At 73.2% G+C, this 13,406-nt stretch carries 11 protein-coding genes; 1 reads left to right on the plus strand and 10 read right to left on the minus strand.

Features of this window, described 5'->3' with window-relative positions; genetic code table 11:
- Positions 1-39 precede the first annotated feature (39 nt).
- From AMK19_RS38000 to AMK19_RS09385, 5 genes are all read right to left on the minus strand, one after another.
- On the minus strand, positions 40-171 hold the full coding sequence (locus AMK19_RS38000; RefSeq protein WP_274536961.1) for a hypothetical protein: 132 nt from the start codon (positions 169-171) through the stop codon (positions 40-42).
- A gap of 113 nt (positions 172-284) precedes the next feature.
- On the minus strand, positions 285-1,247 hold the full coding sequence (locus AMK19_RS09370) for an amidohydrolase family protein (protein ID WP_073810019.1): 963 nt from the start codon (positions 1,245-1,247) through the stop codon (positions 285-287).
- A gap of 46 nt (positions 1,248-1,293) precedes the next feature.
- On the minus strand, positions 1,294-1,674 hold the full coding sequence (locus AMK19_RS09375) for a PaaI family thioesterase (RefSeq protein ID WP_143200168.1): 381 nt from the start codon (positions 1,672-1,674) through the stop codon (positions 1,294-1,296).
- 169 nt (positions 1,675-1,843) lie between these two features.
- The gene (locus AMK19_RS09380; RefSeq protein ID WP_158071879.1) at positions 1,844-5,536 is read right to left on the minus strand and encodes a WGR and DUF4132 domain-containing protein; all 3,693 of its coding nucleotides are present in this window, start codon (positions 5,534-5,536) and stop codon (positions 1,844-1,846) included.
- Between the two features lie 223 nt (positions 5,537-5,759).
- The gene (locus tag AMK19_RS09385) at positions 5,760-6,434 is read right to left on the minus strand and encodes a response regulator (RefSeq protein WP_073810027.1); all 675 of its coding nucleotides are present in this window, start codon (positions 6,432-6,434) and stop codon (positions 5,760-5,762) included.
- A gap of 520 nt (positions 6,435-6,954) precedes the next feature.
- Here AMK19_RS09385 and AMK19_RS09390 point away from each other — a divergent pair.
- Positions 6,955-8,838, plus strand: coding sequence for an amino acid transporter (locus AMK19_RS09390; protein WP_241844357.1), 1,884 nt, complete (start codon positions 6,955-6,957; stop codon positions 8,836-8,838).
- A 169-nt stretch (positions 8,839-9,007) separates the two neighbouring features.
- Here the strand turns inward: AMK19_RS09390 and AMK19_RS09395 are convergent, their stop codons facing one another.
- The 5 genes from AMK19_RS09395 to AMK19_RS09415 form a co-directional block, all read right to left on the minus strand.
- Entirely contained in the window at positions 9,008-9,919 is a 912-nt protein-coding gene (locus AMK19_RS09395; RefSeq protein ID WP_073810030.1) for a DUF4232 domain-containing protein, read from the minus strand.
- 101 nt (positions 9,920-10,020) lie between these two features.
- Complete coding sequence (locus AMK19_RS09400; RefSeq protein WP_073810033.1) at positions 10,021-10,548, minus strand: GNAT family N-acetyltransferase; 528 nt, start codon at positions 10,546-10,548, stop codon at positions 10,021-10,023.
- Positions 10,549-10,648: 100 nt separating this feature from the next.
- Positions 10,649-11,836, minus strand: a complete 1,188-nt coding sequence (locus tag AMK19_RS09405; RefSeq protein WP_073810035.1) for a DUF5685 family protein — start codon at positions 11,834-11,836, stop codon at positions 10,649-10,651.
- Positions 11,837-12,036: 200 nt separating this feature from the next.
- Complete coding sequence (locus tag AMK19_RS09410) at positions 12,037-12,804, minus strand: HAD family hydrolase (protein WP_073810038.1); 768 nt, start codon at positions 12,802-12,804, stop codon at positions 12,037-12,039.
- Between the two features lie 127 nt (positions 12,805-12,931).
- On the minus strand, positions 12,932-13,318 hold the full coding sequence (locus tag AMK19_RS09415; protein ID WP_073810041.1) for a DUF6188 family protein: 387 nt from the start codon (positions 13,316-13,318) through the stop codon (positions 12,932-12,934).
- Positions 13,319-13,406 lie beyond the last annotated feature (88 nt).

A 13,406-nucleotide genomic window follows, 5' to 3' on the forward strand; every position in this document is an offset into this window, starting at 1 on the left:
CAGGTGCTACTTCCTTGATCGGGAGTTACACCGTTCTTTTTACAGACCCTCGCCGGCGGCCAGGAAGGCGCGGTGGTCGTCGGCGAAGCGGTGGTGGTGGCTGAGGTGAACCAGTCGCCGGGGCGGGGCCGGCCGCACCTCCTGGACGGGTGGTCGGTGGCTGTCCGTCACCTGACCGCCCGGTCCGCCGCCGTTCCGCGGCTCCGGAGGGCCGGGTGCCTGCTGGCGGAGGCCCTGGGCCGACCTGCCGGCGGGGTCATGCGGCCCGGTGGGGGTTGGGGCGGTCAGAGGTTGAAGAGCTTCGTGGCGTTGTCGTGACAGACCGCCCGGAGCCAGTCGGGGCCGAGGTCCAGCCGTTCCAGGGCTTGGAGTTGGTGCAGGTAGGGGTAGGGGATGTTGGGGAAGTCGGTGCCGAGCAGGACGCGGTCGCCGAGGTCGGCGAGGCGGGGGAGGGCGGGCCGGGGGAAGGGCATGAAGCTCTCGGTGAAGTCGGTGAACGCCATGGTGGTGTCGAGGTGGACCTGTGGGTAGCGCTCGCCGAGGTCGAGGAACGCCTCGTACTCGGGCATGCCCAAGTGGGCGACAATCAGCCGGAGTTGGGGATGCTGGGCGAGCACTCGGGCGGCCGACTCGGGGCCGGTGAACCGGCCGGGGGCCGGGCCGGAGCCGCAGTGCATCACCACCGGGACGCCCGCCTCCGCCAACATGCCCCACGCCGAACGGAGTTGCTCGTCCGCCGGGTCGTAGTCGCCGACCTGCACGTGCGCCTTGAAGACCCGGGCGCCGGCGTCGAGGGCTTCGCGGACGTACTCGCCGGTGTCGGGCTCGGGGTAGAGGGTGGCGGTGTGCAGGCAGTCCGGGGTGCGGCGGGCGAATTCGACGGCCCAGTCGTTCAGCCAGCGGGCCATGCCCGGCTTGTGCGGGTAGAGCATCGAGGTGAACGCCCGGACGCCGAACTCCCGCAGTACGGCGGTACGTTCGGCCTCCTCGGTGCGGTAGGCGATCGGCCAGGCCAGGCCGCCGACCAGCGGCCCGTTGGCGTCGAAGTACGCCCAGACCTTGCGCAGTACCTGTTCCGGCATGAAGTGGGTGTGGACGTCGATCAGGCCCGGCAGCCCGAGCCCGCCCCAGAACCGCCGCACCTCCTCGGCCTCGGCGCGGAACGCCTCGCTGGGGGCCTCGTTCGAAACCGTGCCCGGCGCGTCGCCGTGCGGCTCGGCAGGGTGCGGCTCGTGGGGTGAACTCACGTGAACGGCCTCTCTCTTGAACGGCGGCGGTCGGTTTGCGGGCGGGTCACTGCGCGGCGGCGTCCAGGCGGATCAGTGTCTGCTGGCCGGTCGCGACGAGCCTGCGCGGGCCGTCGCCCTCCCGGACGCCGTGGACCTCGAGTTGGCGCACCGTCAGCGTCCGGCCGGACCGCACGACGACGCCGATCGCCTCCAGGTGGTCGCCGAGGGCCGGCGCGAGCAGGTTGATCTTGTACTCGACGGTGAGGACCTCGCTGCCCTCCGGGAACACCGTCAGCGCCGCGTAGCCGCCCGCGGTGTCGGCGATCGCACTGGTCGCCCCGGCGTGGACATAGCCGTGCTGCTGGGACACCTCCGGACGGGAGGGCGGCGCGAGGTGGACGCGGCCGGGGCCGATGTGGGTGATCCGGGCACCCAGGTGGGACATTAGGCCCTGCCGGTCGAAGCTCGCCCGGATGCGTTCGCACGCCGCGTCGCTCGCGACCTCCGGCCCGGCCGTCCGGTCCTCGTCCACGCTCGCGCTCCCCTCGGTCAGTTTCCGCCGACAGTGATCATTCTCTGTCGGCGACCTGCGCCGAGGCCAGAGCCGGGGGCGCTCAGTCCGCCGTCAGCTCCTCCAGGTCGGCGAGGAGTTCGGAGGCCGTGACGGCGCCCAGATCGGCGAACCGCTCGTGGTGGCCACGGCCCGGCCAGTAGTCGTGCGCCCGAGTGTCCAGCCACACCGTGCCGAAGGTCTGCTCCGGGAACTCCGTCACCACACCGACCCAGATGCCCGGTTCGAGGGCGATCACCAGATGCCGGCCGTTCGGCAGCGGCTTGTGGAACCAGCGCTCCACCCCCGCGTCCTCGGGCGTGCCGCGCTGCCAGCCGCGCTTGGTCAGGCCCAGCAGGCGGCCCACCGGCACCTTCGCCCCCTCGAAACGGTGCAGCCGGTGCCCCGCCGCCTCCTCCGCCGTCAACGCGGCCGTCGGCCGGCCGAGCTGACGGAACGGCTGCAGCAGCCCGTGGCCCGCGAACAGCTCCGCCCAGGCCGCAAGGTCATCGCCGAGGCGCAACGGGTGCACGAGACGGACGACGGCGTCGTCGGGGAGGGCGAACGCGTTGTCGTGAACGTCGGCGAAGCCGCGGTCCCCGACGACACGGAAAGCGGTTTCCGCCGTGCTCCAGACGAACCGCCGCACCAGGTGCCGGAGCAGCGGATGCCCGACCAGCAGAGTCCCGAACTCGGCCGCCGTCCACGTCCGCTCGGCGACCATCGCGGCCTCAAGACGGTGAATCTGGTCCGAAGCCAGCGCCCGGACCTCCTTCTTCAACGCGGAGAAACGTTTGCGCTCGGCCGCCGCGAGCTCCGGATCGTCCGCGGCACCCGGCACCGGCAGATCCTTGCGGCGCTTGCCGTCCGCGTCCAGTACGAACGGCCGCAACTGCTCGTCGAAGCCGACCGTGAACGTCCGGGCGCCGTAGTCGACGACCGTGGTGCCGTCCGTGTCCAGACCGAGCTCGGGCACCAGCCGGTCCGCGAGCTGCTCGCCCGTCAGGCCCAGAGCCTCCGCGATCTCCGCGACCTTCTCCTGCGCCCGCACCTTCAACGCCTTGAACTTCACGCGCTGCGCAATGCCCTGCAACTGCATCAGCGCGACGTCACTGCCGATCGCCGCCAACACCTCCAGGCCCTCCACCGCCCGGTGGTGCGCACCCGCGCCCGGCCACTCCCGCAACACCGGCGCCAGCCGGCGCGCCGTCCCGTCGTCGCCCCACTCGCCCAGCACGAACAGCGCCCAACTGTCCGCCGCGGGCATCCCCGCCTGCCGCCACTCCTCGAACAACGCCCACCCGAACTCCGCCGCCGACTCCGGCCGCAGCAGCTCCGCCACCAGCGGCAGACCCGGATACGGGTCACGCAGCTTCGACAGCGCCATCATCGTGACCACCTGCCGCACCGCCGACCGCGGCAACGCCTCGCCCGAACGCAGCACCAACTGCGGCAACGCACCGAGCGGCAGCCAGTCCGGGAACTCCGGCATCCGCGCGGGCAGCGCGTTGACCAGCGGATCCGCGTTCAACGCCGAGGCCACCACGGCCGCCACCGCCTCGCCGAAACGGTCCCGCACCGTATCCAGCAGCACATCCGCGCCCTGCTGCGCTGCGACCAGCCGCAGCGCGTTCTCCGCGGCCTGCCGGGCCCGCCCGGCCTTGCCGACCGCGTTCGGCACCAGCAGCAGTGCACCCGCCACACCGTGCCGCGCGAACCACGAACGAGCCGACGCCCGCTGCGACTTGAGACGCATCAGGGCATCCGCCATCACCCCCGCGACAGTGGCGTCACGGAACGGCAGCAGCAGCGGCACCACATGCCCGGGCTGCGCCGCCGCCCCCGCGTGCAGCAACGGCAGCGCGTCCAGTCCGAACCGGGCCACCACCGGTCGCAGGGACTCCGCCGCGTTCCAGTACTCGCCCGGCCGCCACTCGGCCAGGTACGGGCGGGCGAGCTCGGCCGGGCCCTGCGCCAGCAGCACCGCGCCGTACCAGAGGCCGCCAGAACCCCGCAGCCGGATCTCCATCTCGGCGGCCCAGTCGTAGTCCGGGCCGAACGCCCACGGGGACTGCCTGCCGACGCTCCAACTCTCCAACTCGCCCGGAAGCCATACGAGTTCGGGTTCGTCCTCGACGGTGACGCCGGTCAGCACCTTCGCCTTGCGGGCGGGGCGCGGACGCGTCCACGGCGGTGCGGCGAGCAGCTCGGGGAGCGCGGACGCCGCCGCCTCCGGGAGTTGCTGCCGCGGGTCGACCAGCGAGCCGACGAACTCGGCGGTGTCGGCGTCGAGTCGGGCCAGCACCTCGGGCAACTGCGCGCGGAGCACGCCGAGTTGGCTCACCAGCAACTGCCGTGCACCCGCGGCCTCCGCGCCGACCCGCTGCCGCGCGAACTCCGCCAACAACCGCACCGCACGCACCGGGAAGCGCCGCATCGCGCGCAGCAGGGCGGGCCGGACATGCCGGACGGAGATCCGGTCGAGCAGTACCCGGAACGCCTCGTCACCGGGGAACTCGGCGATCAGCAACGCCAGTTCACGCACCCGGTCGTTGTCGTACTGGGCCCCCAGGGCGTGCCCGAACAGCGGCACGCACGCCATGCCCACCCCGTCCGCGAGGGTGGCCAACTGGACCGGCGTCCACTCGGTCCAGGCCCGCACCCGGTGCTGCCGGAGCAGGTCGACCTGCGCAGCCGTGCCCACCGAGTGCAACAGCAGGGAACGGTGCAGATCGCTGTCCTGACGGTACTTTCGCGGGTCGGCCAGGCACTCGTCCACCCAGCCCGGCACCTCCGGCGCGAGGAACGCCGTCACCACCTGGCGCGCCCACGTCGTCCGGATCGACGCCAACTCGGCCAGCACGGAACGGTATTCGTCCTCCTCGGCCGATGCCAGCGCCCGCCGCACGCCCTGCGCCAGACCGAACGCGAACTCCGCCGCGCGCGGGTCCCGGTAGTTCGGGCCGTCCGTGACCAGGGCGGCCCGGTACGGGCTGGGGCGGGCAGCGCCCTCGTCGAACTCGAAGGCGGTCACCGTGGCGCGGGCCGCGAAACCCAGGCCGAAGCGGGCGATCCAGGAGTCCAGCACCTCCTGGAAGCCGCCCTTCTGCCAGGTCTCGCGCAGCATCGCCGCGACCGTCGCCGCCCCGATCGCGTCCGGCATCCCCGCCAGGTGCGCCCGGGCGGCCCGCACCAGGCGCGCCTCCGAATGCGAGCCCGCGAGCACCTCCTCGATCCGGGTCTCGTTCTTCGCGATCCGCAGCGACTCCCGCTCCGCGGCGGCCGCAGCGTCCACCACCGGCCGGGGCGGCCCGACCGGCACGCCGCCACCGCGGCGCGGCACCACCAGCGGGTACCAGGACGTCGGCAGCACGAAGGCGTCCTCGTCCGGGAGTTCGGCGAACTCGGCGTCGTCGGTCTCGGCGTCGTCGGTCTCCTCGGGGTTCCCGGTGAGGGGCTCCACGGCGGGCTCCACGGCGGTCTCGACGGCGGTTTCGACGCTGGGCGCGACGGAGGCTTCGAGGGCGGGCCCGGCCGGCGGGGCGTCGGCGGCGGAGGCCTCGCGGTAGCCCTTGCGCTCCTTCTCGGCGATCAGCTTCGCGAGGTGCGCCTCCGCGGCGGCCGGGTCCGCGAGGTCCTTCACCTGAACGCGTCCCGCGGTGCCGATCCGGCCGTAGCGGACCTGCACGGACGCGCCGTCGGCCACCGCCTCCCAGAACTTCGCCGAACCGTCGCCGACCAGCTCCCAGCGCCGCACTGCCCCTCCAGAAACCCGATGAATCCGTGCGGCCGCCATGATCGTCCGGCCACTCGGAGGGAACCCTAACGATCACCTCCGACACCACCGCCCGATCCCGGGACGGCCCGTGACCAGGCCTCCGGCGTCGGACCCCCGCGATCAAACCCCCTGCGATCAGACCCCCGCGATCAGATCTCCGGAAGCACACCCCGTGATCACACCCCGTGATCACGCCCCCGGGTCAGGCGCTGCGCTCCGGCGCGTGTGCGGCCATCGTCTGGGTGGCGATCACCGCGGCCTGCACCCGGCGCTCCACGCCGAGCTTGGCCAGCAGCCGGGAGATGTGGTTCTTGACGGTCTTCTCGGCGAGGAACACCCGCTCGCCGATCTGCCGGTTGGTCAGGCCCTCGCCGATCAGCGCCAGGATCTCGCGCTCCCGCTCGGTCAGGTTCGGGAAGTCGGGGGCGGGCGCCGTGGCCTCGCCGCGCAGGCGGGCCATCAGCCGGGTCGCCGCGCCCGGGTCGAGCATCGACTGCCCGGAGGCGACGGTGCGGATCGCCGTCACCAGGTCGGTGCCGCTGATCTGCTTGAGCACGTAGCCGGCCGCGCCCGCCATGATCGAGTCGAGCAGCGCCTCCTCGTCGTCGAACGAGGTGAGCATCAGGCAGGCGAGTTGCGGCATCCGTGAACGCAACTCCCGGCACACCGAGACGCCGTCGCCGTCGGGCAGGCGCATGTCGAGCACCGCGACGTCCGGGCGCAGCGCGGGCACCCGGGCCAGGGCCTGTTCGACCGTGCCGGCCTCGCCGACGACCTCCAGGTCGGGCTCGGAGTCCAGGAGGTCGTGCACCCCGCGACGGACCACCTCGTGGTCGTCCAGCAGGAACACCCTGATCGGTGCCGAACCCTCGGACATGGCAGCAACTCCTCCTCGCGCGACCGCGGAGCCCGGACCGGCGTCCGGGCGCAGACGCCCTGCAGTCTGCCCCACCGTACCCGCCGCCCGATCGGGCCCACCCCGCCCGACCGTCCCCGGAAAGGGACCGGTCGGCCCTTGACAGCGAACGGCCGGACGTGCTCGAACGGTCGTCCCGGGCCGACGGTGGACGGCGAGGTGGAGGCCGGCGGTGGAGGCGGCGTGGAGGGCGGCAGCGGACGGTAGGCAAATGGCGAGCCAAGGCGGTCTCAACGGGACGTCAAGCCCCCGGGACCGGTGCCGACCTGCGCAGATGGGGGACGTTACGCTCCAGCCTGCCCCGGACGGCGGCGGACGTGACCTACATTGACGTGGGAGTCCGCCCGGTGGGCCGGAGCATCCGGCGGCCCGGGGCTCCCGACCTCGCGACAGGAGCAGCACAGTGGTCGATTCCGCCTCCGCGGACACCGGCTCGGCGCGGGAACGTCTGCGGGCCTGGCTGCTGGAAGGCCTGTCGGACATGGCCAAGCAGCACCCCGGCCCGCACGCCCAGGCCATCGACCAGCAGCACGGGCAGCGCTGGTGGCGGGTGATGTGCCTGACCGGCCTGGACTACTTCTCCACCCTCGGCTACCAGCCCGGCATCGCCGCGCTCGCCGCCGGACTGCTCTCCCCGATCGCCACCATCGTGCTGGTCGCCGTCACCCTGCTCGGCGCACTGCCCGTGTACCGCCGGGTCGCGCAGGAGAGCCCGCACGGCGAAGGCTCGATCGCCATGCTCGAACGACTGCTGTCGTTCTGGAAGGGCAAACTGTTCGTTCTTGCCCTGCTCGGTTTCGCTGCGACCGACTTCGTGATCACCATCACGCTGTCCGCCGCCGACGCCACCGCCCACCTGGTCGAGAACCCGCACCTGAACAGCCTGCTCAGCGGCCACCAGGTCCTGATCACCCTGCTGCTGGTCGCGCTGCTCGGCGGCGTCTTCCTGAAGGGCTTCAGCGAGGCCATCGGCATGGCGGTCGTGCTGGTCGCGGTCTATCTGACGCTGAACGTGGTGGTCGTCGCGGTCGGCCTGTGGCACGTCCTGACCGCCCCGTCCGTCATCACCGACTGGACGCACGCCCTCAGCATGGAGCACGGCAACCCGATCGTGATGGTCGGCGTCGCCCTGGTGGTCTTCCCCAAACTCGCGCTCGGCCTGTCCGGGTTCGAGACCGGCGTCGCCGTGATGCCGCACATCAAGGGCGACCCCGACGACACCGAGGAGCGCCCCACCGGACGCATTCGCGGCGCCCGCAAGCTGCTCACCACCGCCGCCGTGATCATGAGCTGCTTCCTGATCACCACCAGCTTCATCACCACGCTGCTGATCCCCGCCGACGACTTCAAGGCCGGCGGCCCCGCGAACGGCCGCGCCCTCGCGTACCTGGCGCACCACTACCTGGGCAACGCCTTCGGCTCGATCTACGACCTGTCGACCATCGCCATCCTGTGGTTCGCCGGCGCCTCCGCGATGGCGGGCCTGCTCAACCTGATGCCCCGCTACCTGCCGCGCTACGGCATGGCCCCGCACTGGGCGCGTGCGGTGCGGCCGATGGTGCTGGTGCTCACCGCGATCGCCTTCCTGATCACCTGGCTGTTCGACGCCAACGTCGACAAGCAGGGCGGCGCGTACGCCACCGGCGTGCTGGTGCTGATCACCTCCGCGGCGATCGCCGTCACCATCGCCGCGCACGCCGCCCGGCAGCGCAACTGGACCATCGGCTTCGCGATCATCGCCGCGGTGTTCGTCTACACCACCATCATCAACATCGCCGAACGCCCCGACGGCGTGAAGATCGGCGCCTGCTTCATCGCCGGCATCGTGCTGGTCTCGCTCGCCTCCCGGCTCGCCCGCTCCTTCGAACTGCGTGTCACCGACGTGCAGTTGGACGAGGTCGCAGAACGCTTTGTGCGGGACACCGCGCACCGCACGATCCGCCTCATCGCCAGCGAGCCGAAGGGCCGCGACCTCGCCGAGTATCGCGACAAGGTGCACCAGATTCGCGCCGACAACGACATCCCGGTCGAGGACGACCTGGTCTTCGTCGAGGTCACGGTGCTCGACCCGTCCGACTTCGAGGCCGAGTTGAAGGTCCGCGGCGAGGTGCTGCACGACCGCTACCGGGTGCTCGCGCTCGAACACTCCTCCGTGCCCAACGCGCTCGCCGCGATACTGCTGCACGTGCGCGACACCACCGGCCAGCTCCCGCACATCTACTTCGAGTGGACCGAGGGCAGCCCGTTCGCCCAGTTCCTGAGGTTCTTCCTGTTCGGCCAGGGCGAGGTCGCTCCCGTCACCCGCGAGGTGCTGCGCGAGGCCGAGCCCGACCGGGGACGGCGGCCGCGGGTGCACGTCGGCTGACGGGTGCGGGGCAGCGGCGGGGCGGTCGGTGCGGGTCGGTGGTGAGTGGGTTGGTGCGGGCCGGAGGCGGGTGGGTTGGTGCGGGCCGGAGGCGGGTGGGGAAAGCGTTTTCCGCACCCGCGCCGGGTCGCGGAAAGCGCTTTCCGTTTGGGTGGCTGAGCGGGATCGTTCAGGAACGAGCGTTCTCGATCGTCCATGCGCCCACGCCGATCCTGCCGGTGGTGCCGAGGTCCAGCTCCGGCGTCACCATCACCGGGGCCGCGTCCGGCGTCGCCCGCACCCGCAGGTACGGGGCGTTCACCGGGTCCGACGCCGCGTCATTGGTGTTGCGCCACACCACCGTGGACCGCGCCCCCTCGCCGGTGCCGAGCACGATGCGCTGCGGCGGCGCGTCCGCCCCGGTGCCGGTGGCGATCGCCGCGCCGCCCTTCAGTACCTGCAGCGGGTCCACCGGCCGGTGCTGCTCGTCCAGCACCTGCACCTGCGGGTAGCCGTCCACCGTCACCGGCGACGTCCCGCAGTTCACCAGGTGCAGCCCCACCACCCGCAGCCCCATCGCCGCATCGCCCTGATCCGCGTAGAGCCGCACCCCCGACGCCGGGCACGGCCCGCCCTGCGACGGTGCCTCGGCCGTCGGCACGCTGCGCACCCGGGTGATCCGCACCGCCGGCGCGAGCGGCGCCCCGGGTGTCGCGGTGCGGCCCGTCTCGACCCGCCCCCGGACGGTCGTGCCGGGCGCGACCGCCGTCAGCGTGCCGGTCGGGTTGCTGCCGAATTGATCGCCGACGCCCGTCCACCCGAACAGCACCGACACATCGACGGCCTCGCCGCCCGAGTTGGTCATCTCGAACTCCGCGCAGGCGTCGTTCACCGCGACGATCCGCACGCCGTCCCGCACCCACCCCTCCGGCGGCGCCGTCGGCGCCACCCCGCACGGCCCGGCGCTCACCGACGGCGACGCGGAACCGCCGCTGCCGGCCGTCACCGTCCCGCACCCTGAGAGCAGCACGGCGGCGGCGGTGAGGGCGGTGGTGGCGAGTACGGGCCGGGCGACGGCGGAAGCGGAGGCGGAGATAGGCATCCGGCGAGTCGATCACGCCACCGGCCTGCCGGTCCGTGACCCAGGTCACACTGCGCGCAACAGCCCTGCAACGGCCGCCGGTTCACGGCCCGCGGCGCGGATCACATCGGCAGCGAGTGCAGGCGGACCGGCCCGTCGGGCCAGTCGGCTCCGGGAACCAGGGGCTTCCACATGCCGCCGACCGGGACGGGTGTCGGGCCGTCGGGCTGATCGGCCGTCACCGGGTCGGGGAGCGGGAACCAGCCGAGGCGGGTGTAGAGCGGTGCACGGTCCGGGAGGCAGAAGAGGAGGGCCCGGTCGAGGCCGTCGGCGCGGGCCGCGTCGAGCGCGCCGGCGACGGCGAGCCGGGCCAGGCCGCGACCGCGCAGGGCGGGGTCGACGATGACGCCGCCGATGCCGACCACGTCGAAGCGCTGCCCGCCGACCTCCACCGGCGCCACCACCGACCCGGCGTGCGCGACCACCCGGCCTTCGTGCCACACGCCGAAGTGCCGGTCCTTGGGCCGCCACGTCCCGCCCAGCGACGCCGCTTCGAACGGGTCGTCGCTCCCGCCGCCCAGCGCCCGGGTCTCCGGCCAGCCCCAGTCGGCGAGTTCGGTCGCGGCCGTGAACTCCTGCATGTCGCCCATCAATTGCCCTCTCGTGTTGTGCTCTTCGTCGGGAACGAGCGGTCGCAGGTTACGAGCGGTCGCAGGTCACGAGTAGTCGTCGGCCACGGGAAGTCGTCGGTCACGAGCAGTCGCATCCGCAGTCGCAACTGCTGCAGCAGCCGTCGTCGCAGGAGCCGCAGCAGTTGCAGCAGTCCGGGTCGCAACCGTTGCAGCAGTCGCAACAGTCACAGCAGGAGTCGCAGTTGCGCTGGCAGAACCCATTGCGGCGATCCCGGGAGAACGGGTCGTCGTGCTCGCAGCACAGCAACTGGCACGTGCAGGCCATCGTCAGCCAGACCGCGCAGCCCACGACGCCGTCCCGGCGCGGCTTCTGCGGGCCGGGCGGCGGCAGGTGGGGGTCGGCGGGCGCGTCGGGATCGGTGCCGGGCGGGGCAGTGCTCGCGCAGGCGTGGCCGGGGCGGCCGAAGACCCGGTCGACGGCCGCGCCGGTCTCGTGCGCCAGCAGCCGGTGCACCAGCACGCGGTCGGTGAACTCGACTTCCGCCAGGGCGAGTCGGATGCCGTGCACGGCGTCCCGACACAGCCGCTGCGCCTCCTGCTGCGAGGTGTTCGAGACGGTCAGCGGGTTCCACAGGCCCTGCGCCTCGTCCTGCTGCCGGTCCTCGGCGGCATCCAGCAGGTGCGCCAGCCGTCCGAACAGTCGGCCCGCCTCGGCGAGGGCCGTCGCGTTGCCCGGGCGGCCCGCCAGCACGGCCGTGTGCGCGAACGCCGCCGCCGTCGCCTCCTCGGTCGGCGCGGTCGCCAGCAGCAGCGGTCCGCCGGCCGTCACCAGCCGCTCCGCCTCCTCCTGCCGCCCGGCCGCCGCCAGCAGCACCCCGGTGTCGAAGCCGACGGCTGCCGCGCTGCCCGTGCTCTGCCGCTCCCAGCGGCGGGTTATTCGCCGTGCCCCCGCCGCGACCGACCGGCGCGCGAACACCCCGTCGCCGTCCAGCACATGGTCACGGACCTTCACCGACGCCAACGCCAGCGAGACCGCCGCCGCCAGTCGCGCCCCCTCGCCGCGTGCCACTGGCGCCGTCCGCATCCCGCGCAACGGGCACGGGCCCGCCGTCCGGCGGTCGGCGGCGCGTGGCGACTGCGCCTCGACCAGCACCGAGATCACCAGGCCGTCGTAGTTGGTCGCCGTCCGAGCCAACTGCCCGTGATCGTCCCGCAGCGCCAGGCACAACCCGCACAGGTGCGCCAGCCAGGACGCGTGCAGCCGCTCCGACAACCGGTGCCGGCACGGCCTGATGATCCCGAACATGTCCCCGCCCCTCCGGGCCCCAGGCCCCCGACCTGCCGTCATCCTAGTGATGCGCCCCCGCCCCCCGGGGTTCCGGCCCCCACAACCGGCCCCACAACCGGCCCCACGACCGGCCGCCGGGCGCGCTCCGGTCGGCCCGCCGGGCGTGCACCGCTCAGGCGCCGTCGGTGCGCTCCGCTCGGGCGGTCGGCGTGCTCCGGTCAGGCGGTCGGGGCGGCGGCGAGGCGGAGGATCTCGGCGGCGACGGACTCCGGGTCGGGGGCGACCGTGACGGCGGCGACGGGCGCGAGGGCGGGGTGGGGGCCGACGCGGACGGCGTGGTGGGCGTGGCGGAGGAGGGTGAGGTCGTCGATGTCGTTGCCGAAGGCGTTGTAGTGGGTGATGCCGAGGGAGGCGAGGGCCTCGTACTTGTCGGTGGTGCCGGGGGCGAAGTCGATGATCGCCTCGTCGACGTGGTGGTTGACGGCGATGCCGCGGGCGCGGCAGGACGCGGCCAGGGCGAACAGGTCGGTCGCGGAGACCACCAGGAGCTTGACCACGGCGGAGAGTTCGGTGAGCTGGACGCGGCGGGCCACCCGGCTCTGGTCGACGCGGGTGAGGATCGGGTGGTCCTCGGGGCCGGTGTAGGCGTAGTCCCACGGGCCGTCGGCGAGGTAGCCGGCCCGGAACCGCCCGGCCTCGTCCAGCAGTTCGGCGAGGTCCTTGGGCTTGAACGCGGCCCGCATCCGGACCCGCCCGCCGACCGAGACCAGGCTGCCGTTGCCGCCGATCAGCGTCGCGCTGGGGAACGCGCCCTCCAGCACCGGCAGGAGGTCGCGGATCGGCCGGGCGGAGGCGAAGACCAGTTCGTGGCCGGCCCGTTCGCAGGCGTCGAGGGCGGAGAGGATGCGGGGATCGATCGTCCTTCCGTCGAAGCAGAGCGTGCCGTCGATGTCGAAGACGGTGGTGGGGGCGGAAAAGATGATCATCGTGGGAGCGTAACGAGCCGCACGTCGGGCCCGATCTCCACCCCCGCCCGCCACCTGCTCGGGCACCAGGTCCGCCCGTGCTCGGGCAGCAGGCGCGCCCGTGCTCAGGCGGTAGGTCCGCCCGTGCTCAGAGGGCAGGCCCGCCGTCCGGTCCGCCGGTGAAGAGCAGGCCGGCGGGGGAGGCCAGCTGCCACGGGTGGACGGGCCCGCCGGGGCCCGGGTCGGGGGCGACGGCAAGGGTGTGGCCGGTGTCGAAGGCGAGCCGCAGGCCCCCGGCGGGGGTGACGGTCGCGGCGGTGACGGTGGCGTCCGACAGCGCGCCGAGCGCACCGGCCGGGGCGACGCCGAGCGCGGGGTAGAAGTGGTCGACCTCCGCGCCCCGCAGCAGCCGGAAGTCGTTGCGGACCGTCAGCCGCAGCCCGCCGTCGAGGTGCAGCACCAGCCGGTCGCCGCCGCCCAGCCCCAGCACCGCGCACCCGTCCAGGCCCAGCCCGGTCCCCGTCGCTCGTTCCATCGGTACTCCCTGCCCGCGCTCGCCGATCCTGTCGCCGGCCTGCCGTCGATCCTGTCGCCGACCTGCTGTCGCTCGTGTCGCCGACCTG

This window comes from Kitasatospora sp. CB01950, assembly GCF_001905465.1.
GTDB lineage: Bacteria > Actinomycetota > Actinomycetes > Streptomycetales > Streptomycetaceae > Kitasatospora.

Bases quoted from the DNA above. Each gene is read 5' to 3' on its own strand.
- AMK19_RS09375 (WP_143200168.1), bottom strand. From the start codon at position 1,674: ATGTCCCACCTGGGTGCCCGGATCACCCACATCGGCCCCGGCCGCGTC.
- AMK19_RS09385 (WP_073810027.1), bottom strand. From the start codon at position 6,434: ATGTCCGAGGGTTCGGCACCGATCAGGGTGTTCCTGCTGGACGACCAC.
- AMK19_RS09390 (WP_241844357.1), top strand. From the start codon at position 6,955: ATGGCCAAGCAGCACCCCGGCCCGCACGCCCAGGCCATCGACCAGCAG.
- AMK19_RS09395 (WP_073810030.1), bottom strand. From the start codon at position 9,919: ATGCCTATCTCCGCCTCCGCTTCCGCCGTCGCCCGGCCCGTACTCGCC.
- AMK19_RS09400 (WP_073810033.1), bottom strand. From the start codon at position 10,548: ATGGGCGACATGCAGGAGTTCACGGCCGCGACCGAACTCGCCGACTGG.
- AMK19_RS09405 (WP_073810035.1), bottom strand. From the start codon at position 11,836: ATGTTCGGGATCATCAGGCCGTGCCGGCACCGGTTGTCGGAGCGGCTG.
- AMK19_RS09410 (WP_073810038.1), bottom strand. From the start codon at position 12,804: ATGATCATCTTTTCCGCCCCCACCACCGTCTTCGACATCGACGGCACG.
- AMK19_RS09415 (WP_073810041.1), bottom strand. From the start codon at position 13,318: ATGGAACGAGCGACGGGGACCGGGCTGGGCCTGGACGGGTGCGCGGTG.